Here is a 25,305-nt window from a genome sequence, read left to right as displayed (position 1 = left end):
CTAGCCTAAGTTCTAGTGCTTTAAAAACTCAGGAAGAGGAAATTCTTCGTTTTGTGCTTGAAGTTTAGCCGATTATCGTTTTATCGGTTAATTGCTATTACCTAACCAGGTCGGAGTTGATATACTCGACCTTCTTTTATTCATTCACAATCATAGATAGAGATCATGTTAAAGATATATAACACACTCACAAGACAGAAAGAGGAATTCAAACCAATTACAGCTGGCAAAGTCGGCATGTATGTCTGTGGAGTTACCATCTACGATCTCTGTCACATCGGTCACGGTCGCACTTTTGTCTCCTTTGATGTGGTATCACGTTACCTTCGTTACCTAGGTTACGATCTAACGTTTGTACGCAACATCACAGACATCGATGATAAGATCATTAAACGTGCGGCTGAAAATGGCGAGTCTTGTGACTCATTGACCGAGCGCTTGATCGGTGAAATGCACGCAGACTTCGACGCATTAAACATGAAGCGCCCAGATATTGAGCCTCGTGCAACCCAGTTTATTCCAGAAATCATCGAACTTGTTCAAAAACTGATTGAACGTGGTTTTGCTTACGTTGCGGATAATGGCGATGTAATGTTTGAGGTTCGCAAGTTTGACGAATACGGCAAACTGTCTAAACAAGATTTGGATCAGCTGCAAGCGGGCGCGCGCGTTGATGTCGAAACAGCCAAACGCAGCCCACTAGACTTCGTTCTTTGGAAGATGTCTAAACCAGGTGAACCTACGTGGGAATCACCATGGGGCCCTGGTCGTCCAGGCTGGCACATTGAATGTTCTGCTATGAACTCTTCAATCCTAGGCGATCACTTTGATATTCACGGTGGCGGCTCTGATCTTCAGTTCCCACACCACGAAAACGAAATCGCGCAATCATGCTGTGCACACGACACTAAGTACGTAAATACTTGGATGCACAGTGGCATGGTGATGGTAGATCGCGAGAAGATGTCTAAGTCTCTAGGCAACTTCTTTACTATCCGTGACGTACTTGGTCACTACGATGCAGAAACGGTTCGTTACTTCCTTATGTCAGGTCACTACCGTAGCCAGTTAAACTACAGCGAAGAGAACCTAAACCAAGCACGCGCTTCGCTTGAGCGTCTATACACTTCTCTACGTGGTTTGGATCTAAATGCTGCTCCTGCTGGTGGTGAAGAGTATGTATCTCGCTTTACAGCAGCGATGAACGATGACTTCAATACGCCAGAAGCGTACTCAGTTCTGTTCGACATGGCGCGCGAAGTTAACCGTCTGAAAACAGAAAACCTAGAGAAAGCGAGCGAGCTAGGTGCGCTAATACGTGAACTAGCAGATGTGATCGGTATTCTTCACCAAGATCCAGAAGCCTTCCTAAAAGGTGATGCAGGTAACGATGATGAAGTGGCTGAAATCGAAGCTCTTATCAAGCTGCGTAACGACTCTCGCGCTGCGAAAGATTGGGCGAATGCAGATATGGCTCGTGACAAGCTAACCGAAATGGGCATTGTTCTGGAAGATGGTCCAGAAGGCACAACGTGGCGTCGTAAGTAATTGAATTTTCAATTTTAAAGGGCTGATAATTCAGCCCTTTTATTTTCCATTTCCATAAATTAAAACTTTAACTTTAGGTAATGCTCTGTGGCTCAGATGTATTTCTATTACTCAGCAATGAATGCGGGTAAATCAACAACGCTTCTTCAATCCTCTTTCAACTATCAAGAACGCGGCATGACGCCAGTTATTTTTACGGCTGCACTAGATGATCGCTTTGGTGTCGGTAAAGTGAGCTCTCGTATTGGTCTTCAATCTGACGCACATTTGTTTCGTCAGGATACCAATTTATATCAAGAGATCGCAGCTCTGAATGAGGTTGAGAAACGTCACTGTATTCTTGTTGATGAGTGTCAGTTCTTGTCGAAAGAGCAGGTTTACCAACTTACTGAAGTTGTTGATAAACTGCATATTCCAGTATTGTGTTACGGCCTTCGCACCGATTTTCTAGGCGAACTTTTTGAAGGCAGTAAGTACCTGTTATCTTGGGCAGACAAGTTGGTTGAGCTCAAAACGATCTGCCACTGCGGTCGCAAAGCGAATATGGTTATTCGTACCGATGAACATGGCGTGGCGATTAAAGAGGGCGATCAAGTTGCGATCGGCGGTAACGACAAATATGTCTCCGTGTGCCGTCAGCATTACAAAGAAGCACTCGGTAAATAATCCGTATTAATACAGAAAAGCCACCGTAATCGGTGGCTTTTTGTTGTCTGCTAGAAAGGGCTTAGACTAAGTCAAAACCAAATTTCTCTAGCAAAACCTGATAAGATGATTCTACCTGCGGAGGGATGTTCTGCTCGGTTTGAAATCCTTTCTCTGGATAGCTTTTTACGCGAGAGAAATCTTCCATTAGTGCTTCTAGCACCATCATTAATGGCATGTCTTCATTAATATATTCAAAAAACGGATGAGCCGTAGAGCTTACTTGGATCTGGGAGTAGGGTGACTGCCACTGTTTTTCAAATGTCGCTATAGCTCTGCGTTCCATAAATGGTTTTTGTACCAGAATAAACGATGAGCAATGTTTTCCTTCTTCTTTCAATCGTTGCTCAGTAAAGCGAACGTTTTCGCCACTGTTGGTGGATTCAGTTTCGAGCAAAATTGCTTCACTTGGCACACCTGACATCTTGGCAATCTCGGCAAAAGTTTCCGCTTCGCTTTTTTCAAACAGTCCATCGGTAAAACGACCTTCTCCCCCTGAAAATACAATCAAAGGCGCTAACTTTTGGTGGTACAGATTTGCTGCATGCTCTGCTACACGCACATCGTTACTGCACATCACAAATAAACAGTCTGCGGGTTTCAGCTCATGTTTGAGTTGCATGTAATCCCAAAGTGTTTCTATGTGTCGATAGAGTTTCATAGCGCGTCCAAAGTTGAGTTGAAATGAAATTGATAGCCAAGTGAGAGTAGTTTGTCTGCGAGAATGCGTTTATCTGTTTGTTCTGTGACTGGTGGAAGAGGTATCTCACTTTCGCTCTTATTTATAGCGGCTTGGTAGAACTCCGCCTTGCTGACGGTATGCGGTGTGGTCACGTTAATAACTTGGTTGCTTAAATTATCTAAAGCAAATTTGACCGCCGATACTGCATCGTCTTGATGAAGCATATTAGCAGGCGCTTTACGACTGACTTGTTTTAGTCTCATTGCAAAGCGAGAAGGGTGCCTGTCTGGCCCCATTAGCCCGCTACAACGCATAATGACGAAGCTAATATTAGAGTCGATAACATGCTGCTCGGCTTGCAGCATAATACGTGCATTGTCAGAGAAATAAGGGCTGTCGGCTGCTAAAGAGAGTGACGCATCTGCTTCTTCCATATCAGAAGCTAGGTTGGGATACACCGTTGTAGAGCTAATCATAACGAGCTTTTCAACGTTGTTTTGCTTTGCTGCGTTTGCGAGCATTTGCCATTGTTGGGCGTATTCTTGTCCGCGTCCTTTACGAAAACCAGGGGGAAAAGCACCGACAACGTGAGTAATTTGATGTTGCTTAAGCAACTCATCTAGCCGTTTCGCCGCGTTAAGTTGATTAAAATCGAATAATGCGGAGTGAGTTAATGAAGCGGGTAACTCGTTTAACCGAGCTTGGTTACGACGAGTAACGACAACGTGGTGTCCGTCTTTCATCAAAGTTTCTGCTAGCGGAGTTCCGAGCCAGCCTGCACCTACGATCAATGTATTTGCCATTTGGGTCTTCCTACTTACTTATTTATGTCTGCTCGAATAGATTGAGCAGCTCTGCTTTGGCTTGTTGATGGAGGGGATCTGAATGCCATTTCTGATGTTGAATAAGGTCAACATTGACTTGCCAAGCCAGCTTTGTGAAATCATCCCCAACTCTTTTCAGTGTGTTCGGTGAATACGCGACTAAATGCTCTGGAAGAAAGCACCAACCAAACCCTTTATTCGCTAATTCCAACAAAATATAGTAGTTATCAGCGTACCAGATATCCGGGCTGAATGCTTGATTGAGACCACATGGCTCTGCGTTTTTGGAGCGTATGACCAGTTGACGATGTTGTTTGAGTTGATCAATGTGAGTGACGCGTTGCTGTGCTAGAGCGTGCGTTGAAGAGACATAGACATCGAACGCAATGTTACCAAGATTAGTGAAATCGATATGTCTCGGCATTTGTAAGTCACTCAAAATAATCCCAGTAGTGGCGCGCTCCGATTTGACCAATTCAATAATATCCGGACTTGAAGCAGTCAAGCATTCAACTTGCAAATGTGGAAAGCGTTGCTCTAAATTTTTTAGCACGTCGGGCAAGCGAGTCAGAGGAATCCCTTCATCAATGGCTAAAACCAATTTATTAGTTGGTGTTGAAAAAAGCTGTGATGCTCTGTTGTTCAATCGGTCGAGTTGGCTGATTGCCGCTTGTGCATAAGGTATGAGCGCGAGGCCACTCTCGGTTAATTTCGGATATCGACCAGAGCGATCAAATAGATCAACACCACAGTCGACCTCCATATTTATGATGTGTTGGCTGACTACGGATTGAGCTCGCCCCAGTTTTCTTGCCGCGCCTGAAAATGACCCGGTTTCTGATGTAGCAATGAAAGCTTGCAGTTGTTCGATGGTAAACATATCGCTTTTGCCGATGGTATCTAACTTTTTGTTATCTGAATAATAGATAAAATTCTAAGCATTGAGTAGAACTATTTGGACAGAGAAATATGACTCGTAACGAACGAATTTTTCATGCAGTACTTTTTGAGTTAATTGCACTCGCGATCATTGTGCCAGCGGCTTCATTGATCACCGGAAAGGGATCGAGTGATCTCGCGTTAGTTGGGATTGGGTTGAGCATGTATACCGTCGTGTGGAATTACATCTACAATTTGTACTTTGATAAGTGGTTTGGCAGCAATCGAACTGAGCGAAGTTTAGCGATGCGTTTTGGGCATACAATTGGATTCGAGGGAGGGTTGATCTTTATCTCTATACCCGTCATTGCTTGGTTCTTAGAAATTACGCTTCTCCAAGCTCTGGTGTTGGAAGCTGGCTTCCTAGTGTTCTTCCTATTTTATGCCACAGGCTTTAATTGGTTGTACGACAAGGTTCAGCCATTTAGTAAAATGAAAAAACGATTAGCACCGCAGGTTTCGGCAGGAACAAAATGCAGGGACCAATAAAAAACGCCACCGAATTCGGTGGCGTTTTTGTTCAAATTACACAGAAAGGACTCTTAAAATCTTATCCGCATGCTCTGCGACTTCAATACCTTCATCTGTTAAATAACCACCATCAGGCTGTGTACAAAGTTGCATCTCGTATAGACGAGCAACGGCTGCCTGCATTTCTTCTGACGCGTCTGTATGAACTTTAATACCAGTTGCAGCACTACTTAAGTCGAACTGAAGAAGTAGGTTCAATTCGGCGATATGTTCAGCTGAATATTTCATAAATGATTCCTTTACGCTTTTTTTACCAAGCTAGTCTGAAAAGAAGAGTTGAGCAACATTAAACGATAAGAAGTGTTAAGTATGGCGCTATCAGGCTGATATAACGCAGGATCTTTGTTCGAAAGGCAGAATACTTGTTAAGTATCAATGATAGTTACGATTGCGAATGATAGTTGACCTTTATTGGTTGATCTCTCGATAACAACATTTTTAGTAAACATGTTAAATAGCGCTTGAAAAAGTAGGGAAATGGAGCGATTATCCGCGCCTCTTTAATTGTTTCTAAATGTTACACCACAATGAACTTCAATCAGTTTGACTCACTATTACCGCCTCAGGCTGCGGAACGCGCGGCTGAAGTGGGGGTAGGTAAAGCAACTAAAGCACCGATCAAATCTTTTTTATTGGCAATTTCTGCCGGACTTCATATTGGTATTGCGTTCATCTTTTACACCACGGTGACCACAGGTGCAGGCGACCTTCCATGGGGTATTACCAGGCTAATCGGTGGCCTAGCCTTCAGTCTTGGTTTGATTCTTGTTGTCGTTACAGGTGGTGAGCTTTTCACTAGCTCAGTATTAACATTGGTAGCGCGAGCGAGTGGAAAGATCTCGTGGCAAGCGCTAATCAAAAACTGGTTTGTGGTTTATTTCGGCAACATGGTTGGCGCTCTTTTGTTGGTAGCATGCATGTTGGTCACCAAGCAGTATATGTTTGATCACGGCCAAGTTGGCCTCAACGCGATGGCTATCTCTCAACATAAATTGCACCATGGTTTCTTTGCTGCAGTTGCGCTTGGTATCATGTGTAACGTGCTGGTGTGTATTGCTGTTTGGATGACGTTTAGTGGACGTACATTAACTGACAAAATAGCGGTCATGATTCTGCCAGTAGCTATGTTCGTGTCGGCAGGTTTCGAGCACTGTATTGCGAACATGTTCCAAGTACCCATGGCGATTGGAATCAAATATTTTGCACCGGAAGCATTTTGGCAAATGACAGGGGCGGATATTGCAAACTATGCGGACTTAAACATGATGGGGTTCATCGTAAATAACCTTATCCCTGTAACGATAGGGAACATCATTGGTGGCGGTGTATTCGTTGGTATGTGGTATTGGATGATTTATCTACGTGATGAAGACAAGCATTTACGATAAATCTAAAAGAATAAAAGAAAGGCGAGCCAAATGGTTCGCCTTTCTTTTATTCATGTCGATAAGTTTCACACAAATCGAGCGAGTTAAATCAGCTCTTCATTGATGCCAAAATCGGTTGGGAGCCAATGAGAAGTCACTTCCTTTGGTTCTTGAACGAGCCAGTCCAGAGGTGCATCGGATAGGAGTTCATCGTAATTTTCTTTGATCATTAAGACATCCATGTACGTCTCTCCAAGTTTGTGGTCACTATCTTTACTCTAAAATTAGAATATGTCAGACAAGTGATCAAAGCATGACGATTAGATTGATCACTTATGCAGCTATGTTTCTGGTTGCGTATGGGTTTAGGGTGTTTATCCACATTTTCTGTGGATAACCTGTCTCAAAGGCCGTGCGTATCTAAACTTGCAAAGAAAATTTCATAAAATTAGAGGCTTATACTCGAGAGAATTCTGTCTGACTTTTCTCCAGAAAGCATCTTGATGAATGTTTAAAGAATGGATGAGTGATTCAGTTAAAAGTGCGTTTGACTTGATAATACAAGCCCTTTCACTGGCTTTGTTCACACGCTTAAACTATCTATGAGTTTTGGTAGGTTCTGATTGTTGGATTTTTATTTTGATCCGGCCTTCTTTCGTTTGTACCCAGCTCAGTGTCATCTCCAGCGTAATAGCGACGGAGGTACTCAACATGACGAAAATAGCCAGCATAATCACCAACTGATATTTAATTGCGACCATCGGGCTTGCGCCACCTAGAATTTGACCAGTCATCATGCCTGGCAAGGTAACCAGCCCTGTAGTGGCCATAGAGGCTAAAGTTGGAGCAAGTGACTTTCTAAGGGCCTCTTGAATGAAGGGGAATGATGCATAACGAGGAGAGGCACCAAGTGAGATAGCAGCCTCGTATTCTGATTGTCTCTGTTCAAAAGCCGTAAATAAATTCTGCAGTGCGATGATGTTACTACTTAAGCTGTTACCCAATAGCATGCCCGCAAGTGGGATCATGTACTGGGCGTTGTAAATAGGGGATGGCTGTACTAGGCCTGCGGTAATCGCTATAAGAAGTGGAATTAGACCACAGGTTAAGCCTGTAAGCAGAGGAAGCATGAGTGGCTTTTTAGGTAGACGAGCTTTTCCTGCAATTGAGCTTGCACCAATCAGTAGCATGATGGCAAGCCAAAGTATATTGATAAGTAAGCTGTTTAATTGAAAAAGATATTCTAAATACACGCCAATCAATATGAGCTGAAGTGTCATACGAATAACACTGATTATCGTGTCTTTCGCAATCCCTAATTTGTAGCGGGCATTAATAAAGGAGGGAACCAACAAAATCAGACCAAACAATGCCAGTTTGGTCCAACTTATATCCACCACGCTATCCATAATCGCTCCTCGAAAATCCGCGAATAATTGTAACTAAGCTCCTCCTTTATATGAACATCAATGTGCATTTTTTGATGTTCTCAACGTAAACCTTTAGCGCTATTCTTGTCATTATTTCGCATCATTTTATTCACAATTGATTATCTTTTGACGGGTTTTTAAGCCAATTTATGACCCGTTAATTACTATCCAAATGTAACTTATGTTTGGTAAATGTTGTCTTTTTAACAATTAGTTAAAAGACTTATTTTGTCACATCTGTTCATGTTTTTTAATAAATAACATCAATCAATCACATCTCTGGATGAGCTCAAAAAAGTGTTGAATTACAAGGCCTGAGAGCTCTTATTTGATTGAACCTTACTATTAGTATGGTCTAACATTTTCCATTAGAGATTGTAAAAAACTTAAGCTTGGTTACGCGGGCTTTTCAATAACACTAGATACAAAATAGGCAAATGTATGAGTGATGTTAATAAAATTGAGAGTGGTGAAAAACGCTCCCTGGAGTGGAAGTCGTTCCTCTTCATTGCAGTTGTTCTCTTCCCAATTCTGAGTGTGGCTTTTGTCGGCGGTTACGGGTTCATCGTTTGGATGTTGCAAGTGTTCTTCTTTGGACCTCCAGGCGCGCACGGCATGTAAGCCTGTGAGCTCATAACCACACTTTTGAAAAGATTTTAAGAGAGCAAATAATGAAATCATTAATCATTAAACTGTGGCGTACCATGACGCGCCCAGCTGTACATATCAGCCTAGGTGTGCTGACTATGGGCGGCTTCATTGCTGGTGTTATCTTTTGGGGTGGCTTTAACACCGCTCTAGAAGCAACCAACACAGAAGAATTCTGTATTAGTTGTCACACAATGCGTGACAACGTGTACGTTGAGCTGCAAGAAACGGTTCACTGGAAAAACCATTCAGGCGTTCGTGCTACTTGCCCTGACTGTCACGTTCCTCATAACTGGACAGACAAAATTGCTCGTAAAATGCAGGCATCTAAAGAGGTATTTGCACAGGTATTTGGCAACTACGATGAACCTGGTGTGTTCGAAGAGCGTCGTATCGAACTTGCGAAACACGAATGGGATCGTTTCTCGGCAAACAAATCTTTAGAGTGTAAGAACTGTCACAACTACGAATCGATGGATTTCGAGCAAATGTCTCCAACCGCTCGTATCCAAATGAAGCAAGCAGCAGAGAAAGATCAAAGCTGTGTTGACTGTCATAAAGGTATCGCGCATAACCTGCCAGCAGGTATGGACAGCATCGGCGGTATCGTGGGTGACCTAGAAGGTATGACTTCAAATACAGATTACTCTGTAGGTCAGCAACTAGTGAGTGTTCGTCACCTACCTATTTACTTTGATGCACAAGGCACTAAAGAAGCCGGTCTTCTTAACCCAGCATCGACCGTTAAAGTTCTTGAAGACAAAGGCGAGTTTGTTGAAATCGAAATCGATGGCTGGCGTAAAGCGAAAGGTTTTGGTCGCGTAATTCAAGAAGACTTCGGTAAGAACATTGCGACTGCGTCTCTGATGAAAGAAGCAGCGACAGATAGCAACATTGTGACGACTGGTGAGAAAAAAGTGGATGAGCTAACGGGTCTTCCATGGGAAAAAGTGGCAGCGAAAGTATGGCTTAAGAAAGAGTCTATGCTGAACGACATCAATCCTGTTTGGGAAAAATCTCGTGAAGCGTACAAAACCAACTGTTCAGTATGTCACACGCAACCTGCGGAAGCGCACTTCGACGCGAACACCTGGCCAGGTATGTTCGACGGTATGTTGGCGTTCGTTAACCTAGATACAGACAGTGAAGCCCTGATCTTGAAGTATCTACAGAAACACTCTTCAGATTATGCTGAAGGTCACCACTAATAAGCGTCGGATTGGAGTAATTTAAATGGCTATTACACGAAGAAGTTTTCTTAAAGGTGTAGCAACCACAAGTGCAGCGTCAGTTATTGGTCCTAGCTTATTGGCGTCAGCCTCTGCCAATGCTGTTGAGACGACAGGTACTTGGAAAGTAACAGGTTCTCACTGGGGCGCGTTCCGCGCCCACATCTACGCGGGTAAAGTTCAAGAGATCAAACCGCTAGAGCTAGACAAAAACCCAACTGAAATGCTAAACGGCATCAAGGGCATTATTTACAGCCCTTCACGTGTGCGTTACCCAATGGTTCGTCTAGATTGGTTGAAGAAACACAAATATAGCGCGGATACTCGCGGTAACAACCGTTTCATCCGCGTGACTTGGGATGAAGCGCTAGATTTGTTCTACCGTGAACTAGAACGTATTCAAAAAGACTACGGTCCATGGGCGCTACACGCAGGTCAAACGGGTTGGAACCAAACAGGTTCATTCAACAACTGTACCGCGCACATGCAACGTGCAGTGGGTATGCACGGCAACTTCATCACGAAAGTAGGTGACTACTCGACGGGTGCAGGTCAAACCATCATGCCTTACGTACTTGGTTCAACCGAAGTTTACGCACAAGGTACGTCTTGGTCTGAAATCCTAGAGAACTCTGACAACATCGTTCTTTGGGCTAACGACCCAGTGAAAAACCTTCAAGTAGGTTGGAACTGTGAAACGCATGAGTCGTTCAAGTACCTAGCACAACTAAAAGAAAAAGTAGCGAAAGGTGAGATCAACGTTCTATCTGTAGATCCAGTGAAGAACAAGACTCAGCGCTACTTAGAGAACGATCACTTGTACATTAACCCGCTGACAGACGTAGCGTTCATGCTTGCTGTGGCGCACGTGCTGTACAACGAAGACTTGTACGATAAGAAGTTCATTGATACTTACTGTCTAGGCTTTGAAGAGTTTATTCAATACGTTCAAGGTAAGACAAAAGACAAAGTAGAGAAAACACCAGAGTGGGCTGCGGCTATCTGTGGCGTGAAAGCGGACAAGATTCGCGAATTCGCGCGTATGCTAGTAAGTGGCCGTACACAGATCCTGATGGGTTGGTGTATCCAGCGTCAAGAGCACGGTGAGCAACCATACTGGGCGGCGGCTGTGGTTGCTGCAATGGTTGGTCAAATCGGTCTACCTGGCGGTGGCATCTCTTACGGTCACCACTACTCAAGTATCGGTGTGCCTTCTACTGGTTTCGCGGGCCCTGGTGGTTTCCCTCGTAACCTTGACCAAGGTATGAAGCCGAAGTGGGACAACAACGACTTTAACGGTTACAGCCGTACTATCCCAGTTGCACGTTGGATCGACTGTCTGCTTGAGCCAGGCAAAGAGATCAACTACAACGGCGGTAAAGTGAAACTACCAGACTTCAAGATGATGGTTATCTCGGGTTGTAACCCATGGCACCACCATCAAGATCGTAACCGCATGAAGAAAGCGTTCCGCAAACTTCAAACGGTTGTAACGATCGAGTTTGCTTGGACTGCAACATGTCGTTTCTCGGATATCGTTCTACCTGCGTGTACGCAATGGGAACGTAACGACATCGACGTATACGGTTCATACTCGAACAAAGGTCTGATTGCAATGCATCGTCTCGTCGATCCATTGTTCCAATCTAAGCCTGACTTCCAAATCATGAGTGAACTAACTCAGCGTTTTGGTCGCCGCGAAGAATACACTCGTGGTATGAGCGAGATGGAATGGATCGAAAGCCTTTACAACGATTGTAAAAAAGCGAACGAAGGTAAGTTTGAAATGCCAGAATTCAACGAGTTCTGGGAGAAGAGCGTACTAGACTTCGGTGAAGGTAAACCTTGGGTTCGTCATGCGGACTTCCGTAAAGACCCTGAGCTTAACCCACTAGGTACGCCGTCTGGTTTCATCGAGATCACGTCTCGTAAGATCGGCCGTTACGGCTACGAACACTGTCAAGAACACCCAATGTGGTTCGAAAAATCAGAGCGTTCACACGGTGGCCCTGGTTCAGATAAATACCCATTCTGGTTGCAGTCTTGTCACCCAGACAAGCGTCTGCACTCTCAAATGTGTGAATCTGAAGAGTTCCGTGCAACTTACGCGGTGCAAGGTCGTGAGCCTGTTTACATCAACCCAGCGGATGCGAAAGCGAAAGGCATCAAAGACGGTGACTTAGTGCGCGTATTCAACGGTCGTGGTCAGCTATTAGCTGGTGCTGTTCTTACTGACAGCTACCCACGTGGCGTTATTCGTATCGAAGAAGGTGCATGGTACGGTCCTCTAAACGAGAAAGAGGGCGCAATCTGTACTTACGGTGACCCTAACACGCTAACGCAAGACATTGGCTCTTCTGAACTTGCGCAGGCGACTTCTGCGAACACATGTATCGTAGACTTCGAGAAGTTCACCGGCAAAGTACCGCCAGTGACTTCATTCGGTGGTCCAATCGAAGTTGCTTAATTAATGCAATTCACATCAATCGAAATACCAGCCTTCGGGCTGGTATTTTTTTAACCAAAATTTCAGTGAGCGTTATCTCAATAATAAATTTGTGATGCTAAACGACAGTAGGATTCGTGACGTCGATAACGAATTGGGTGGGACAAGCAGGGGATAATGAACCAAGCTAAACAATAATAATTAAGTGAGTAGACTCTTTATGGCTCAGAGCATTCAATTGGCAAATCACATTGAGATCACTGTGAATAACAACGACCTCCAAGTTGAAGTTGAGGGTAATCAATTACACTTTTCTTTTGCTGGGCTTCACAATAAAACGTTTACCGACCGTGAAGTGTTGTTCGAGATGCCGTTTTTATACGAGCACGAGGCCAACGTGATTGGTGATGGCTTCCAAATGCTAGCGCAAACAGCGGGAACGGTTAGCCATCCCTTTGATATTGGTCGCTGTCCAGACAACAACCCTTCTTATCGAATCTATCCCAAAGATGCCCCTAAGCGTTACTACAACTATTTAGTGGTGGAAGGCTCGGCTGGCTATACCTTGTTTGGCTTTACTTCATGTCACCGTTTTGCGGGCTATTTTGATGTTGTACTGCGTGATGGACATTGGGTTTTATCTGCCGCGATTGATGGTGAGCTTACTCAAGTGGCGGATTGGGAAAGTAATCAACTTGAGTCCGTGGCGGTACTCTGTGGCCAATCTCTGTCTGAGCTATATCAAATCTATGGCGAGATGATTGCAGAGCATCATCCTGTTCGCCAAGGTGTGACACAAGATGCGCCTGTCGGTTGGTGTTCGTGGTATGCCTACTACGCAGACGTGACAGAGCAAAACATCATGCAGAACGTTGATTGCATGCAAGATAAGCTTGAAGACCTAGAGTGGGTACTTCTGGATGATGGCTATCAAGCCTTTATGGGCGATTGGTTAATCCCATCGGATAAGTTTTCTGGTGGTGTGAAAGAGCTCATTCATAGTATCCGTGCAAAAGGCAAAAAGCCGGCGATTTGGATGGCACCCTTTATTGCTCAACCTGAGTCGGAGATCTTCAAACAACACCCAGAGTGGTTTGTTCGTCACAAAGATGGAAGCTTACTTAAAGCAGAAGATGTCACATACGGTGGTTGGCGCTGCACGCCTTGGTACATACTCGATACCTCAAACCCAGAAGTGCAAGACCATCTGACGAATGTAGTCTCTGTCATGAGACAAGAGTGGGGCGTTGAATTGTTCAAGCTAGACGCGAACTATTGGGGCACCTTGAAAGGTGTGCGTAAACAATCTGGTATTACAGGCGTTGAGGCGTATCGCTTAGGAATGGAAGCGATTGCTAAAGGCGCTGGTGATGCGTGGCTTTTAGGTTGCAACGCGCCAATGTGGCCATCTCTAGGGCTTGTGGATGCAATGCGTGTTTCTGATGACGTAGAACGCCATAGTCGTCGTTTCGAGCAGATAGCCAAAGAAACCTTTTATCGTAGTTGGCAGCATCGAAAACTGTGGCAAATTGATCCGGATTGCGCGACATTCACGTCATTAGCTAATCAAGCCGCATCCAGAGAAGAGTATGAATTTCATCGCACGGTGTTATTGGCGTGTGGTGGTTTGCTGCTGTCTGGCGATCCGCTCCCTGAGATTACGCCATTTGCAAAGAAGACATTGGCTAAGCTCATGCTACGTCAACAACGTAACCAAGAGTCAGCAAAGTTCACGGCTTTGAGTTTAAATCATGCGTTTTTAAAACTAACGACGAAGAATGACCTTCATTGCTTGTTTAACTATGCCAGCTACGGGGCGATGGAATTTACGCTGACGTCTGATCAACCGATGGATTGGTATGATTACTGGACAGGAGAAAAGCTAAACCAAGAACCTTGTCAGTTATTAATGGTGGGCGTGGATAAAGGGCTAAATGCGAAAGCGATCGTCACGGCATAACGTGAAGCAAATCGTTCGATTATAAAAACAAGAAAGGAGCCTACTGTGGCTCCTTTTTCGTTTTGACGTCCTGAGCGTTAGAACTCGAATAAAAAGTAATACCCGTATCCAACGATAAAAGCAGGAATGGACGAATAAATAGTCGCGACCAAAGCGGCTTTCGGTGCCATAGCAATGGCGGGGAATAGGGCGTCACCATCATTGGAAATGGCATTTGCCAGCTGCGCCGAAAGTGGCGCTGCACCAGAGATGTACAGGCTAGTGACTAAAATTTGCGGACCACAACCAGGTAGCATACCAATGGCTAAGCCAGCTAATGGCATCCATACCCCCCAGTGAGAAAAGGTTTCTACGAGGTCGATTCCAGAAAAATAGGTCGTCAGTTCAAAAGCCAGAAAAGCGACGATCACCCAAGCACTGACGAAGTTTGTGTCTTGAGCCGCTTTTTGAATTGGGTGCGAGTCCACAATTTTTTCATCTTCAGAGACCGTTGACTGATAATCGCCGAGCTCTTTTGTCATCGCCCACAACGACATTGTGATCACCGCGAAGATAGCGCCCAGCCATTCAATGGTATTGGCCTGCAAAGACAACAGCTGATTAATATCGATTTGGAAAGACATTAACACAGCAACGACGCTGGCAGGCACAATAAGCCATTTCCAAAACGCGCCTTGTAGATTGATTGCACGTTGTTCAAGAGGCGTGTGTCGGTCTGTCTGGTGTTGGCAACAAGCATGTGTCTGAAGTGCTTCTTTTGGCTCTGGGCGCAGAAAGTTATCAGCATGAAAAGCATTAACGACCAGCCCTGAAAGAGTACCCACGATTATGCCTAATCCAACCACGCCTAATCCAACACTTGGTTTGGCGGCAAGAAGTAAAAAGGCAGCGTCACCCATTGTTGAAGTAAGTACCGCGACAATCGCACCAAATCCCACTCGGCCACTAATAAATTGCGTTGTCACAACAATAGCGCCACCACAGCCAGGCAAAGCACCCAATAAAGAAGCAAAGAAAACCTGATGATTACGCGAGCGATGGTAGAGCTCGGTAATTCGATTGGTTTTCGACATAAAGTTTGAAAGATAATGATAAATTGCCAAGGTGGCGGCAACATAGCATGACACCGCCCAGAATGAGTCGGATAGCGTCTGTACGGCAACGTCACGTGTATTTTCATTGCCTAGCAAAATGAGCATGACGATAGGGATCAGCAATCGCTTATAAGCTAAACGAAACTGAGTAGGCTGAAACAACTGTTGTGCAGAGTGTAAAAATTGGGTCGCGTTCATCGTTTACTCAAATGCAAATAGGAATAATTATCATTATATGTAAATGAGATTTATTCGCAATAGCATTGTGAACTTTTCTTCGTGTCAAACTCTCTTAAATCAGGTAAAGTATCGGCCTTTGTGAGCAAACACGCCCTAATTAACTGTATTAGGCGGCGTATAAAATTGACTTGAATAGGAAGAAACATGATTCTAGTTGTAGGTCATAAGAACCCAGACAGTGACAGTATTTGTAGTGCACTCGTTGCAACTGAACTTCTAAAAGCGCGTGGCGTTGAAGCTATGCCAATTCGCCAAGGCGAAATCAACCGTGAAACTCAGCATATCCTAGAAGTTGCTGGCGCTGAAGTTCCTGAGCTTCGCACATCAGTTGCGGGTGAGACCGTTTGGCTAGTAGATTACTCAGATCTAGCACAAGCACCAGACGATATCGCAGAAGCTGAAATTGCGGGTATTGTTGACCACCACCGCCTAGGTGACGTGATGACAGTAAACCCAATGGAAGCATGGATCTGGCCTGTTGGTTGTACCAACACTGTTCTATTCAACATGTTCAAGATTGAAGGTCACGCGATTACTCCACAAATCGCTAAGCTAATGATGTCAGCAATTCTATCTGACACAGTAGGCTTCGCTTCTCCAACTTGTACACAAAAAGACAAAGATGCCGTTGCTGAGCTAGCGGTAATCGCAGACGTACAAGATGTTGACGCATTCACTAAAGATCTTCTAATTGCTAAGACAAACATCGAAGGTCTATCTGCTGCTGAGCTTGTTGAGAAAGACCTTAAAGGTTACCCATTCAACGGTCGTGACGTAGTAGTAGGTCAGGTTGAGCTTGCAACACTAGAGCAAGTTGACGGTATGATCGAAGCACTAGAAGCGGATCTAGAAGCGCGTTGCGAAAAAGACAACCTTGCATTTGCTGCTGTAATGCTAACAGACATCACGACTGCTCAAACTCGTCTTCTATACAAAGGTGAGTGGGCTGAGAAGCTTGTTAAGCACGAAAAAGACGGCATGCTAATGATGGAAAACACGCTAAGCCGTAAGAAGCAAGGTTGGCCTTGGCTTCAAACTGAGCTAGCTTAATTTTCTAGCATATACTTTAAATGCCCGCCTAGCTGCGGGCATTTTTCTATGGGAAATAGGAGACGAATATGTCTGAGCAACTGACCCAAGAGCAGATGGATACCATTAATCGCTACAACGAAGAGCAACGTTTAAAGTACTGCGTAAAAGAGATTGTGGCGAATCGTAAAGTTTGGATTCTGAAAGATGAACATGGCTGTGTCATGTTAAATACAGAAGATGATGATTGTGTACCAGTATGGCCAAACGAAGAGTTTGCTTTGCAATGGGCGAATGGTGATTGGGAAGATTGCGAGCCAGAAGCGATCTCTCTAAACAAGTGGCACAGTCGTTGGACATCTGGTCTGGAAGATGACGAATTATCTGTTGTTGTATTCCCAAATCAAAATGAAGAAGGGGTCGTATTGTTTCCTGACGAGTTTGATTTTGAACTGCGCAAACAAGCGAGCCGCCGCTAATTTTTCGATTCGTGTCCATTTAATAAAGAAGCCTGCTTTAACGCAGGCTTCTTTACATTTGAACGATGACATCTTTAATAGGCTATTTTGTTTGGTGGCTTGGCGCCTTATAGAAGTGGCTTTCGACTAGGCGTTGAGTAATGGGATGCTCGGGATGAGTCAATACCTGGTTGGTTTCGCCAAACTCGACCACCTCACCTTCATGCATCACCATCACTTTGTCAGTAATGTGCTTAACAATGCCAATGTGTTGAGATACATACACAAATGACAATCCCATCTCTTCTTGTAACTCGAGGAATAAGTTAATGATCTGTGAGCGCATAGCCATATCCAAACCGTTTAACGCCTCGTCAGCGACAATGATGGAAGGTTGAAGAATAAGCGCACGAGCTAAACACACACGCTGTTTTTGACCTGCCGCTAGCATTTGTGGGTAAAAATAGGCGTGTTCAGGCAACAATCCGACGCGGAGTAGGGTGTTCTTCACACGCTGCATGCGTGCATCTGGCGGCATGTTGGTGTTTCGCTTTAATGGGCCTTCCAAAATACGGCCAATCTGGATACGCGGGTTGAGCGATGTGTTTGGATCTTGGAAAATCATGCGAATGAGCTTACAGCGTGTCGCGTAATCTTTGTGCTCCAACCGTTCGCCATTCACACGGATCTCTCCGGAGCTTGGCTCTACAACGCCTGCAAGCATACGGGCAAGAGTGGATTTTCCTGAACCGTTTTGGCCAATAAAACCGATAGTTTGCCCCGGCTCCAACGTAAAGCTCACCGGTTTGACAGCCTCATTAACCTGACGTTTGAATAGTCGGGAGCGCGTAACAAACTGCTTCGATAAATTATCGACTTCAAGTAACGCACTCATGACTTTTTCTCCGTGTTCAATGGAAAGTGGCAGTTAAATTTATGATTCTTAATTCGTCTGGTGTGTGGAATTTCAACACATTGTTTCTGCGCATACGGGCAACGTGGACCGAGTCGACAACCGATGGGCAGATGCTGCAATGGCGGAATCGATCCCGGTAGGGATTGGAGTTTTTGCTTGTGTGGTACCCAATCATTAAAGTCTGGCATCGCTTTAAGCAAGGCATCTGTATACGGGTGCTTGGGTGCCGCAATGATTTTACTGGTATCGGCAGACTCTACCGACTGACCACAATACATTACCGTAATGCGGCCCGCCCATTGTGTGATGGTCGCTAAGTCGTGACCGATAAGCAGAATGGTCGTGTTATTGAGCTGGTTCATACGGCTCAATAAACGCAATATTTGCGACTGGGTAATCGGGTCTAAGTCGTTAGTTGGTTCATCTGCGATCAGCAATCTAGGTTTGGTCGCAATCGCCATGGCAATCATGACTTTTTGACACTCACCATCGGTCAGTTCATAAGGATAGCTACCCATTAAGCGTTTATGGTCTTTAATCCCCACTTTGTGCAAAAGCGCAATGGCCTGTTTTTTACGCCATTTAAATCGCTCCCACCATTTTCCTTCAAATGCGTGAGATGGGATGGACTCGATCAATTGACGTCCTACTTCTTCTGAAGGGTCAAGACAAGTTGAAGGCTCTTGGAAAATCATCGCAATATCACGGGCAATGACGCGTCGACGCTCTTTTGGCGTAAGCTGAAGCAAGTCAATATTGCCAAGACGCATACGGTCCGCGGTAATGCGCCAGTTATCTTTACTTACCCCGACAATCGCTTTTGCAACTAAGCTTTTTCCTGAACCAGACTCACCTACAAGACCACGAATTTCGCCTTCATTCAAAGTTAGGCTCATTCGGTCCACGGCTTTGACTAACCCTTGAGGGGTTTCAATCTCAATAGTCAAATGTCGAATATCTAACAACGGCATTATTCGATCCCCGCATTAAGCGCTTGACGTACACCTTCACCTACTAAGTTTAGGGTAATAACGGTAAACATGATGGTTAGGCCGGGTAGGGTTACGGTCCAAGGTGCAATATAAATCAACTCGACAGAGTCACCTAATATCGCTCCCCACTCAGTACTTGGTGCTTGTGCGCCTAAGCCAAGAAAACCCAGCGCAGTAATATCTAAAATCGCAGCAGAGAGCGCGAGCGTGATTTCAGCAGCAATGACCGTCAATATGTTGGGAAGAATTGAACTCCACAACAAGTAGAAATCGTTCGCGCCATCAAGACGTGCCGCCATAATGTAGTCTTTTTCAACTTCGGTGTGGACTGCGATATAAACAGAACGAATAAAACGCGGAATCAAAGCCAAGCAGATTGCGAGTAAAATATTGAACCCACCAAAGCCGAGAAATGCCACAAAAATGATTGCTAATAAGAGCGACGGGATCGACATGACGGTATCGAGCAAGTGATTGAGAGTACTCGACAGTAAGCCTTTCGTCATGCCTGCTAATACGCCAATCAAACAACCTACGACCACGGCAATCGCAGTGATGGCAACGGCTGCACCAAATGTAAGTTGAGAGCCCATGATCAAGCGTGACAGAATGTCTCGGCCTAAGTCATCGGTTCCCAAAAAGTAATCAACCGTTCCAGCTGGGGCCCATGATGGCGGCACAAGCAATTCGCCTGACTGTGCTTGGGCATCAAACGGCGCAAGCAGTGGCGCAAAAATGGTAATTAGGACGATAAATACCAAGCACCATAGGCCAAACATGGCTAGCCCGTTGGCGCGGTAGCTTCGCCAAAATCGCTCAAACTGAGTTGGAATGCGCTCTTCCTGATAAACGTTATTTGTTAGCATACCATTCCTTTCGAACTAGAGGGTTAATCATCGCGCCAATTAAGTCAGAGAGAATATTAGCGGTGAGAACCAAAGTCGCAAGTACCATCACGCCAGCTTGGATTGATGCATAATCTTGGTTTGCCAATGCATCTAACAACCAACGACCAATACCTGGCCAGTTAAAAATAGATTCAGTGATGATAGCCAAGGTAATCATACTGGAAAGTTGAACACCGACTTTGGGGATGATAGGCGGTATCGCATTACGCAAGACATGTTGAGTAACGATCTCGCGGTTAGAGAGACCTTTGATTCTCGCTGCACGAATGTAGTTTTGGCTCATCACTTCCGCCACCGAAGAACGCATTAGTCCGACAACCTGCGTGGTTGGAGCCAAAGCGAGCACCAAACATGGCAGCACCATATGCTCAATGACGCTTTGCAGTGCGTGAGCGCGGTATTCACCTTTCGCCATGAATGCGTCGATAATGGCAAATCCGGTTACATGATCAATTTCGTAAAGCAGGTCATATCGTCCTGCCACGGGAAAGAGTTGGTATTCCAATGAAAAAACCATGATAAGTAGCAGAGCCACCCAAAAAATTGGAGCGGAATAACCAGACATCGACATGAATGAAATGCTGGTGTCGAGCCATTTACCTTGCTTCATCCCAGCAACGGTTCCAAGCGGAATACCGATCAAAAGGGACACCAAAAAGGCAAAAAAGCACAGTTCCAAAGTGGCCGGGAATACGACGGCGAGCTCGTCATAAATCGCGTTGCCGTTTTTACTTATGCCAAAATCAAGCTGAGAAAGGTTGATTAAGTAAGTTTGCCAACCAGACCAAAAATCAACGTTTGCCCAGTGCGAGAGAGGGTCAAGGCGCAGCAGAGAAAAGCCCACTAATGTGAGGATCATCAAAGTGATGAAAAATAGGTTAAAGCGTCGAACGGTATACCAAAACATCAGTGAATTCTCTCAACTCTATCAAACGGTTGGGCATTGAAAGGGCTTGATTTGAAGCCTGTCAGTGATTTGTCGTGAACACGGAATTGCACACCATGCGCCAGAGGAATTACCGGGAATTCTTGATTTAAAATGTTCTGCGCTTGGCGATATAAGTTCAGACGGTAACGCGGTTCTTGGGTTTCCAATGCCAAATCGAGCAAGAAATCGAAATCATCGTTACACCACATCGATACGTTGAGGCCAACGCGATCAGACTCACAAGATAATAACGGGCGGAAAAAGTTGTCAGGGTCCCCGGTATCACCAATCCAACCAGTTAAAAGTAAATCGATGTCATTGATGTTCTCTAAATCCACACGTTCGAATCTATCATCGGTTAGCAACGTTAACTCAACCCCAATATCGGCAAAATTCGCTTGGATTAGCTCCGCGGTCTTGCGAGGACTTGGGTTAAAGGCGCGTGGTTCAAGTGGTACCCACATGGTCAGCTCTAGACCGTCTTCATAGCCAGCATCACGGAGTAGTGCTAATGCATAGTTACGGTCATAACGAATTTTTACGCTGTCCTTTTGATAGGCCCATGAATTAGGCGGTAGCAATGTATAAGCTTGCGAGCCAGTTCCGTAGTAAACCGAATCTAAAATGTTCTGACGGTTAATCGCTAAGTTAAGTGCTTGGCGGACGCGAGCATCACTCAGTGCGGTCGTTTCAGTGTTGATCGCAATAAAGGAAACGTTGTTGGCTGGCGTAGCAGTTAGCTCAAGATTGTCATTTTCTTGAATAACGGGTATTTGGCTCGAAATAGGCGAAGAGAGCACATCGCACTCGTTTCTTAAAAGTTTCGCCAAGGTACCAGTGCCTCGATGAGAGATATCGAACACCACTTGTTCCATTTTCGCGGGTGACTTCCAGTAGTTAGAGTGACGTTCCAAACGAATCAAGTCGTTCACTTGGTATTCTTTTAGCTGATATGGGCCGGTACCGATAGGAAGTTGGTCGATTTCTTCTTTATGATCTTTTGCTGCCAGTTGCTGTCCGTACTCCGCAGACAATATGACAGCATGGCTGGTGGCAATATTTGCCAAGAAGGAAAAATTTGGCTGAGATAAGGTAAACCTTACCGTATGCTCGTCAATCGCAGTCACGTTTTGCAGCAGGTTTTGAAAATCTAACCCTGCAAACCATGGATAAAAACCACCACCTACTTGGTGAAAAGGATGGTCTACATCAATGATTCGCTTGAAGCTAAATACCACATCCTTTGCATTCAATGGGCGAGTGGGAGTGAACCAGGACGTGGTTTGGAATTGAACATTACGTTTAAGCTTAAACGTGTATTCCGTTCCTGACTCATTCACAGACCAACTCTCAGCGATATTTGCTACTGGCTGATGTGATTTAGGATCGAGCGTGAGCAGCGTATCGTACAACTGCGGGCTCAGTGCCTCTGCGGTAATACCGCTATCAATAAGCTGAGGGTTAAACGTAGTTGGCTTACCTTGTCCGCAAAACACAAAGCCAGCTTTGCGAATGTCATTGTGGTCAATTTCATCACCACAAGCGGTCAGTAGGCTAATCCCAATAAGGCTCAGCGATAATCTTATAAAAGCATTCATAATATGAAATGTTCATTGGATCTTGCTTGTTTCATTTGATCTTACTCTTTCAGAGCTAACAAGCGAAAATGATCTCGCTAATTTATCACCTTTGTGAACTCGCTCCAAACATAAAATCCATACACTGTAAGGTGTTATGCTTGAAAGACATACAAATTAGAGCGCTGTCACTCGCTCGCTAACCGATCAAGCACCTTCGACCTAGCTAGCTTTGCCCGACTAAACCATATTTTCTAACCATCCCTCGTAATTGGTGGTAGCTCAAACCAAGTAGCTCGGCTGCTTGTCGTTGATTAAACTTGGCTTCTTCCAATGCGCGATTGAGTAAGTGGATGTCTTGCTCTTCTTGCCACTGTTTATAGTCTAGAGGGAATTGAACTGCGCTGCTTGGTGCTTCCTCTTCTTGCTGCTGTTCGCCTTGCTCGGCATTATGACCAAGCGTGTTATTCCAAACTGTTTCAAAAGGATTGAAAATCAGTTCATCAATTGGATCGGCATTGAGACCATGTTGGTAAATAGCACGTTCAATCACGTTTTTTAGTTCACGGACATTACCTGGCCATTCATATTCAAGAAGCGAATGCTGTGCTTTTGAGGTAAAACCGACAAAATATTCCAGTTGAAGTTCGCGACACATCTTCATCGCGTAGTGCTCTGCTAAAGACAGGATGTCTTCTTTTCGTTCACGAAGAGGAGGCAGCATGATGACATCAAACGCTAAACGATCGAGTAAGTCGGCACGGAAATCGCCTTGTTCCGCCAATTTTGGTAAGTCCGCATTGGTTGCACAAACAAGTCGAACATCCGCATTGAGAGCGGTATGACCGCCAACTCGTTCATATTCACCATATTCGATGACACGCAACAGCTTTTCTTGAACTAAAAGTGGTGCGGTGGCCAGTTCGTCAAGAAACAAAGTGCCGCCTTCGGCGCGTTCGAAACGTCCTTTATGCTTGCCCTTAGAACCTGTAAAAGAACCGGATTCATGACCAAATAGCTCTGAATCTATTAGTCCTTCGCTTAAGGTCGCACAGTTGAGTGATAGTAGTGGCTTATCCCAACGTCTTGATAAATAATGCAAACGCTGAGCGATGAGTTCTTTACCCGTTCCTCGTTCACCGATAATGAGGACTGGACGCTCAATAGGCGCAAGTTGTGATACTTTATCTAGTACGGCGAGAAAAGCAGGTGATTCACCAATCAGGTTTTGCTTCATAAAGTCCTTCTTATTTAACAGCCGAGCCATGATTTACATATGGAGTTGGTGAATTTCACCAACAGTTGGTGAAAAACATCATAGCATAATAGTGCATAACGACAACAAAATGCATAAACTGCTGATTTTAAATGTAATTTTAAGTTGGCATGCTACTTGTAATGTATTCAGGGAGACGCAAGGTCAATCACCACCTTGTCGAGTTTTAATAGGAAAAAAGAGGAGTTCCGTTATGGGTATTTTTTCTCGATTTGCAGATATCGTTAACTCAAACATCAGTGCATTGCTGGACAAGGCGGAAGATCCTGAAAAAATGATCCGTCTTATCATTCAAGAAATGGAAGACACACTTGTTGAAGTGCGTACTAACTCGGCTAAAGCGATTGCAGACAAAAAAGAGTTGGCTCGTAAAGTTGAAACGTTAGAAGAGCAAATTGGCGAATGGAGCCAAAAAGCGAGCCTAGCGTTGGTAAAACAGCGTGAAGATTTGGCTCGTGCAGCGTTAATTGAAAAGCAAAAGCTTGAGCAAGTGATAAAAGGTCTTCACACTGAGCAGACGTTAGTAGAAGAAACGATCGACAAGCTTACAGGCGAGATCGGTAAGTTAGAAAGCAAAATTGCAGAAACGCGTGCAAAACAGCAAGCACTAGCAATTCGTAACCAAACAGCCTCTAACCGTCGTGATGTGCAAAAACACCTGCACACTAGCCGTACTAATGAAGCGATGGCAAAGTTTGAGCAGTACTCGCGTAAAGTGGATGAAATGGAAGCGGAAGCAGATTTGTACGCACAAACTGGTAATGCAAAATCGCTAGAGCAAGAGTTTGCAGAGCTTCAAGCTCAAGACGAAATCGAAAAAGAGTTGGCAAAACTGAAAGAACAGATGTCATCGAAAGATAAATAACAAAGGAGCCATTTATGTCGGCATTTTTTATAGCAGGACCAGTGATTGTCTTTTTAATCTTTGTCGCTCCACTATGGCTCTTCTTACACTATCGCAGCAAACGCAAAACAGATAGTGCACTGTCGAGCCAAGATTTAGAGCGCCTTCAGGTACTATCTGAAAAAGCGGAAGCGATGCAGTCCCGAGTTGATACATTGGAGCGCATCTTGGATGCTGAGTCACCAACATGGAGACGCAAGTATGACTAATCGAGAGCTGTATCGTGACCCAGTAAATGGCAAAATCTCCGGTGTTTGCGCCGGAATTGCCAACTACTTTGGTGCAGAGGTTTGGTTGATTCGTATTGTAGTGATTTCTGCAGCGCTGTTGGGCGGTACGTTTTTGGTGTTGTTAGCATACGTCGCGATGGCGTTTATGTTAGAAAAGCAACCAGTGACGTATTCTGAAAATATCCGAGCGCAACAAGAACACACACTTAAAAGTAAGCCTTGGCAGAAAGGACAAAGTCCGGACCAATTGCTCAGTGTGTTGGAACGCGATTTTGACCGTCTTGATGGCAAAATCCGTAACATGGAAGCGTATGTTACGTCTGATACATATAGGGTGAATCGGGAGTTCAGCAAGCTCTAAACACTCCGTATCCAAAGAAGATTTAAACGAAGCAGGCGCAAAGCCTGCTTTTTTGTCACAAATTACTAATTTTAAAGCACTAT

The 25,305-nt window shown here is 44.7% G+C and carries 26 protein-coding genes; 13 read left to right on the top strand and 13 right to left on the bottom strand.

Translation table 11 applies throughout. The features are described from left to right. The first annotated feature begins 165 nt into the window (after window positions 1–165). Together cysS and F7Y48_RS01875 are read left to right on the top strand one after the other, a co-directional pair. Complete coding sequence (gene cysS, locus F7Y48_RS01880) at window positions 166–1,548, top strand: cysteine--tRNA ligase (RefSeq protein ID WP_316680033.1); 1,383 nt, start codon at window positions 166–168, stop codon at window positions 1,546–1,548. A gap of 87 nt (window positions 1,549–1,635) precedes the next feature. Beyond that, complete coding sequence (locus F7Y48_RS01875; RefSeq protein WP_005378154.1) at window positions 1,636–2,214, top strand: thymidine kinase; 579 nt, start codon at window positions 1,636–1,638, stop codon at window positions 2,212–2,214. A 61-nt stretch (window positions 2,215–2,275) separates the two neighbouring features. On the opposite strand, the gene F7Y48_RS01870 is transcribed toward F7Y48_RS01875, so the two are convergent. From F7Y48_RS01870 to F7Y48_RS01860, 3 genes are read right to left on the bottom strand one after another with little or no spacing between them, the layout of a single operon-like run. Continuing rightward, on the bottom strand, window positions 2,276–2,914 hold the full coding sequence (locus tag F7Y48_RS01870) for a YdcF family protein (RefSeq protein ID WP_170902174.1): 639 nt from the start codon (window positions 2,912–2,914) through the stop codon (window positions 2,276–2,278). Next, window positions 2,911–3,738: an NAD-dependent epimerase/dehydratase family protein gene (locus tag F7Y48_RS01865; protein ID WP_109168487.1), complete on the bottom strand. Its 828-nt coding sequence runs from the start codon at window positions 3,736–3,738 to the stop codon at window positions 2,911–2,913. The genes F7Y48_RS01870 and F7Y48_RS01865 overlap by 4 nt, the downstream gene beginning before the upstream one ends. A gap of 22 nt (window positions 3,739–3,760) precedes the next feature. Next, window positions 3,761–4,639 (bottom strand): LysR family transcriptional regulator, encoded by an 879-nt coding sequence (locus F7Y48_RS01860; protein WP_005390908.1) that lies wholly within the window; start codon window positions 4,637–4,639, stop codon window positions 3,761–3,763. An 89-nt stretch (window positions 4,640–4,728) separates the two neighbouring features. On the opposite strand from F7Y48_RS01860, the gene F7Y48_RS01855 reads away from it, so the two are divergent. Beyond that, the gene (locus tag F7Y48_RS01855) at window positions 4,729–5,187 is read left to right on the top strand and encodes a PACE efflux transporter (protein WP_005390910.1); all 459 of its coding nucleotides are present in this window, start codon (window positions 4,729–4,731) and stop codon (window positions 5,185–5,187) included. A gap of 36 nt (window positions 5,188–5,223) precedes the next feature. Here F7Y48_RS01855 and F7Y48_RS01850 read toward each other — a convergent pair whose 3' ends face one another. After that, on the bottom strand, window positions 5,224–5,457 hold the full coding sequence (locus F7Y48_RS01850; protein WP_316680027.1) for a TIGR02647 family protein: 234 nt from the start codon (window positions 5,455–5,457) through the stop codon (window positions 5,224–5,226). 299 nt (window positions 5,458–5,756) lie between these two features. On the opposite strand from F7Y48_RS01850, the gene focA reads away from it, so the two are divergent. After that, window positions 5,757–6,617 carry a formate transporter FocA gene (focA, locus tag F7Y48_RS01845; protein ID WP_005393324.1) on the top strand — a complete coding sequence of 287 codons (861 nt, stop codon included), beginning with the start codon at window positions 5,757–5,759 and terminating at the stop codon, window positions 6,615–6,617. 83 nt (window positions 6,618–6,700) lie between these two features. Here focA and F7Y48_RS01840 read toward each other — a convergent pair whose 3' ends face one another. Together F7Y48_RS01840 and F7Y48_RS01835 are read right to left on the bottom strand one after the other, a co-directional pair. Beyond that, a complete protein-coding gene (locus tag F7Y48_RS01840; RefSeq protein WP_254903806.1) occupies window positions 6,701–6,826 on the bottom strand; it encodes a hypothetical protein in 126 nt (41 codons plus the stop codon). A 366-nt stretch (window positions 6,827–7,192) separates the two neighbouring features. Further along, window positions 7,193–8,005 carry an ABC transporter permease gene (locus F7Y48_RS01835; RefSeq protein WP_316680024.1) on the bottom strand — a complete coding sequence of 271 codons (813 nt, stop codon included), beginning with the start codon at window positions 8,003–8,005 and terminating at the stop codon, window positions 7,193–7,195. A gap of 462 nt (window positions 8,006–8,467) precedes the next feature. On the opposite strand from F7Y48_RS01835, the gene torE reads away from it, so the two are divergent. The 4 genes from torE to F7Y48_RS01815 all read left to right on the top strand — a co-directional run bounded on the left by torE (window position 8,468) and on the right by F7Y48_RS01815 (window position 14,309). Further along, window positions 8,468–8,647 carry a trimethylamine N-oxide reductase system protein TorE gene (torE, locus tag F7Y48_RS01830; protein ID WP_005378141.1) on the top strand — a complete coding sequence of 60 codons (180 nt, stop codon included), beginning with the start codon at window positions 8,468–8,470 and terminating at the stop codon, window positions 8,645–8,647. Between the two features lie 50 nt (window positions 8,648–8,697). Then, window positions 8,698–9,882 carry a pentaheme c-type cytochrome TorC gene (gene torC / locus F7Y48_RS01825; protein ID WP_031780338.1) on the top strand — a complete coding sequence of 395 codons (1,185 nt, stop codon included), beginning with the start codon at window positions 8,698–8,700 and terminating at the stop codon, window positions 9,880–9,882. A 25-nt stretch (window positions 9,883–9,907) separates the two neighbouring features. Beyond that, the gene (gene torA / locus F7Y48_RS01820; protein ID WP_041156583.1) at window positions 9,908–12,370 is read left to right on the top strand and encodes a trimethylamine-N-oxide reductase TorA; all 2,463 of its coding nucleotides are present in this window, start codon (window positions 9,908–9,910) and stop codon (window positions 12,368–12,370) included. 199 nt (window positions 12,371–12,569) lie between these two features. Then, window positions 12,570–14,309, top strand: a complete 1,740-nt coding sequence (locus F7Y48_RS01815; protein WP_316680019.1) for a glycoside hydrolase family 36 protein — start codon at window positions 12,570–12,572, stop codon at window positions 14,307–14,309. A 77-nt stretch (window positions 14,310–14,386) separates the two neighbouring features. On the opposite strand, the gene F7Y48_RS01810 is transcribed toward F7Y48_RS01815, so the two are convergent. Next, the gene (locus F7Y48_RS01810) at window positions 14,387–15,601 is read right to left on the bottom strand and encodes a putative manganese transporter (RefSeq protein ID WP_316680018.1); all 1,215 of its coding nucleotides are present in this window, start codon (window positions 15,599–15,601) and stop codon (window positions 14,387–14,389) included. A 186-nt stretch (window positions 15,602–15,787) separates the two neighbouring features. Here F7Y48_RS01810 and F7Y48_RS01805 point away from each other — a divergent pair, with 186 nt between their 5' ends. Further along, a complete protein-coding gene (locus F7Y48_RS01805) occupies window positions 15,788–16,693 on the top strand; it encodes a manganese-dependent inorganic pyrophosphatase (RefSeq protein WP_005393312.1) in 906 nt (301 codons plus the stop codon). A 68-nt stretch (window positions 16,694–16,761) separates the two neighbouring features. Beyond that, on the top strand, window positions 16,762–17,151 hold the full coding sequence (locus tag F7Y48_RS01800) for a DUF2750 domain-containing protein (protein ID WP_012841946.1): 390 nt from the start codon (window positions 16,762–16,764) through the stop codon (window positions 17,149–17,151). Window positions 17,152–17,233: 82 nt separating this feature from the next. On the opposite strand, the gene F7Y48_RS01795 is transcribed toward F7Y48_RS01800, so the two are convergent. From F7Y48_RS01795 to pspF, 6 genes are all read right to left on the bottom strand, one after another. Beyond that, window positions 17,234–18,025, bottom strand: coding sequence for an ATP-binding cassette domain-containing protein (locus tag F7Y48_RS01795; protein WP_005393308.1), 792 nt, complete (start codon window positions 18,023–18,025; stop codon window positions 17,234–17,236). Then, window positions 18,022–19,017, bottom strand: coding sequence for an oligopeptide/dipeptide ABC transporter ATP-binding protein (locus tag F7Y48_RS01790; RefSeq protein WP_316680008.1), 996 nt, complete (start codon window positions 19,015–19,017; stop codon window positions 18,022–18,024). Before F7Y48_RS01790 ends, F7Y48_RS01795 begins: the two co-directional genes overlap by 4 nt. After that, the gene (locus F7Y48_RS01785; RefSeq protein WP_316680005.1) at window positions 19,017–19,904 is read right to left on the bottom strand and encodes an ABC transporter permease subunit; all 888 of its coding nucleotides are present in this window, start codon (window positions 19,902–19,904) and stop codon (window positions 19,017–19,019) included. The genes F7Y48_RS01790 and F7Y48_RS01785 overlap by 1 nt, the downstream gene beginning before the upstream one ends. Next, on the bottom strand, window positions 19,891–20,853 hold the full coding sequence (locus F7Y48_RS01780) for an ABC transporter permease (RefSeq protein ID WP_046874787.1): 963 nt from the start codon (window positions 20,851–20,853) through the stop codon (window positions 19,891–19,893). Before F7Y48_RS01780 ends, F7Y48_RS01785 begins: the two co-directional genes overlap by 14 nt. Continuing rightward, window positions 20,853–22,472 carry an ABC transporter substrate-binding protein SapA gene (gene sapA, locus F7Y48_RS01775; RefSeq protein ID WP_104974258.1) on the bottom strand — a complete coding sequence of 540 codons (1,620 nt, stop codon included), beginning with the start codon at window positions 22,470–22,472 and terminating at the stop codon, window positions 20,853–20,855. Before sapA ends, F7Y48_RS01780 begins: the two co-directional genes overlap by 1 nt. A gap of 205 nt (window positions 22,473–22,677) precedes the next feature. Then, complete coding sequence (gene pspF / locus F7Y48_RS01770) at window positions 22,678–23,688, bottom strand: phage shock protein operon transcriptional activator (protein ID WP_268979499.1); 1,011 nt, start codon at window positions 23,686–23,688, stop codon at window positions 22,678–22,680. Window positions 23,689–23,920: 232 nt separating this feature from the next. Here pspF and pspA point away from each other — a divergent pair, with 232 nt between their 5' ends. From pspA to pspC, 3 genes are read left to right on the top strand one after another with little or no spacing between them, the layout of a single operon-like run. Continuing rightward, the gene (gene pspA / locus F7Y48_RS01765) at window positions 23,921–24,592 is read left to right on the top strand and encodes a phage shock protein PspA (RefSeq protein ID WP_005393294.1); all 672 of its coding nucleotides are present in this window, start codon (window positions 23,921–23,923) and stop codon (window positions 24,590–24,592) included. A 14-nt stretch (window positions 24,593–24,606) separates the two neighbouring features. Continuing rightward, window positions 24,607–24,840, top strand: a complete 234-nt coding sequence (gene pspB, locus F7Y48_RS01760; RefSeq protein ID WP_005393293.1) for an envelope stress response membrane protein PspB — start codon at window positions 24,607–24,609, stop codon at window positions 24,838–24,840. Then, window positions 24,833–25,222 (top strand): envelope stress response membrane protein PspC, encoded by a 390-nt coding sequence (pspC, locus tag F7Y48_RS01755; protein WP_012841944.1) that lies wholly within the window; start codon window positions 24,833–24,835, stop codon window positions 25,220–25,222. The genes pspB and pspC overlap by 8 nt, the downstream gene beginning before the upstream one ends. Window positions 25,223–25,305: the final 83 nt, after the last annotated feature.

This window comes from Vibrio sp. 2-1-2a, from assembly GCF_032648565.1.
Lineage (GTDB): Bacteria > Pseudomonadota > Gammaproteobacteria > Enterobacterales > Vibrionaceae > Vibrio > Vibrio diabolicus.
Note: the sequence above shows the minus strand (reverse complement) of the source record. Positions and strands in the feature narration are given on the sequence as shown.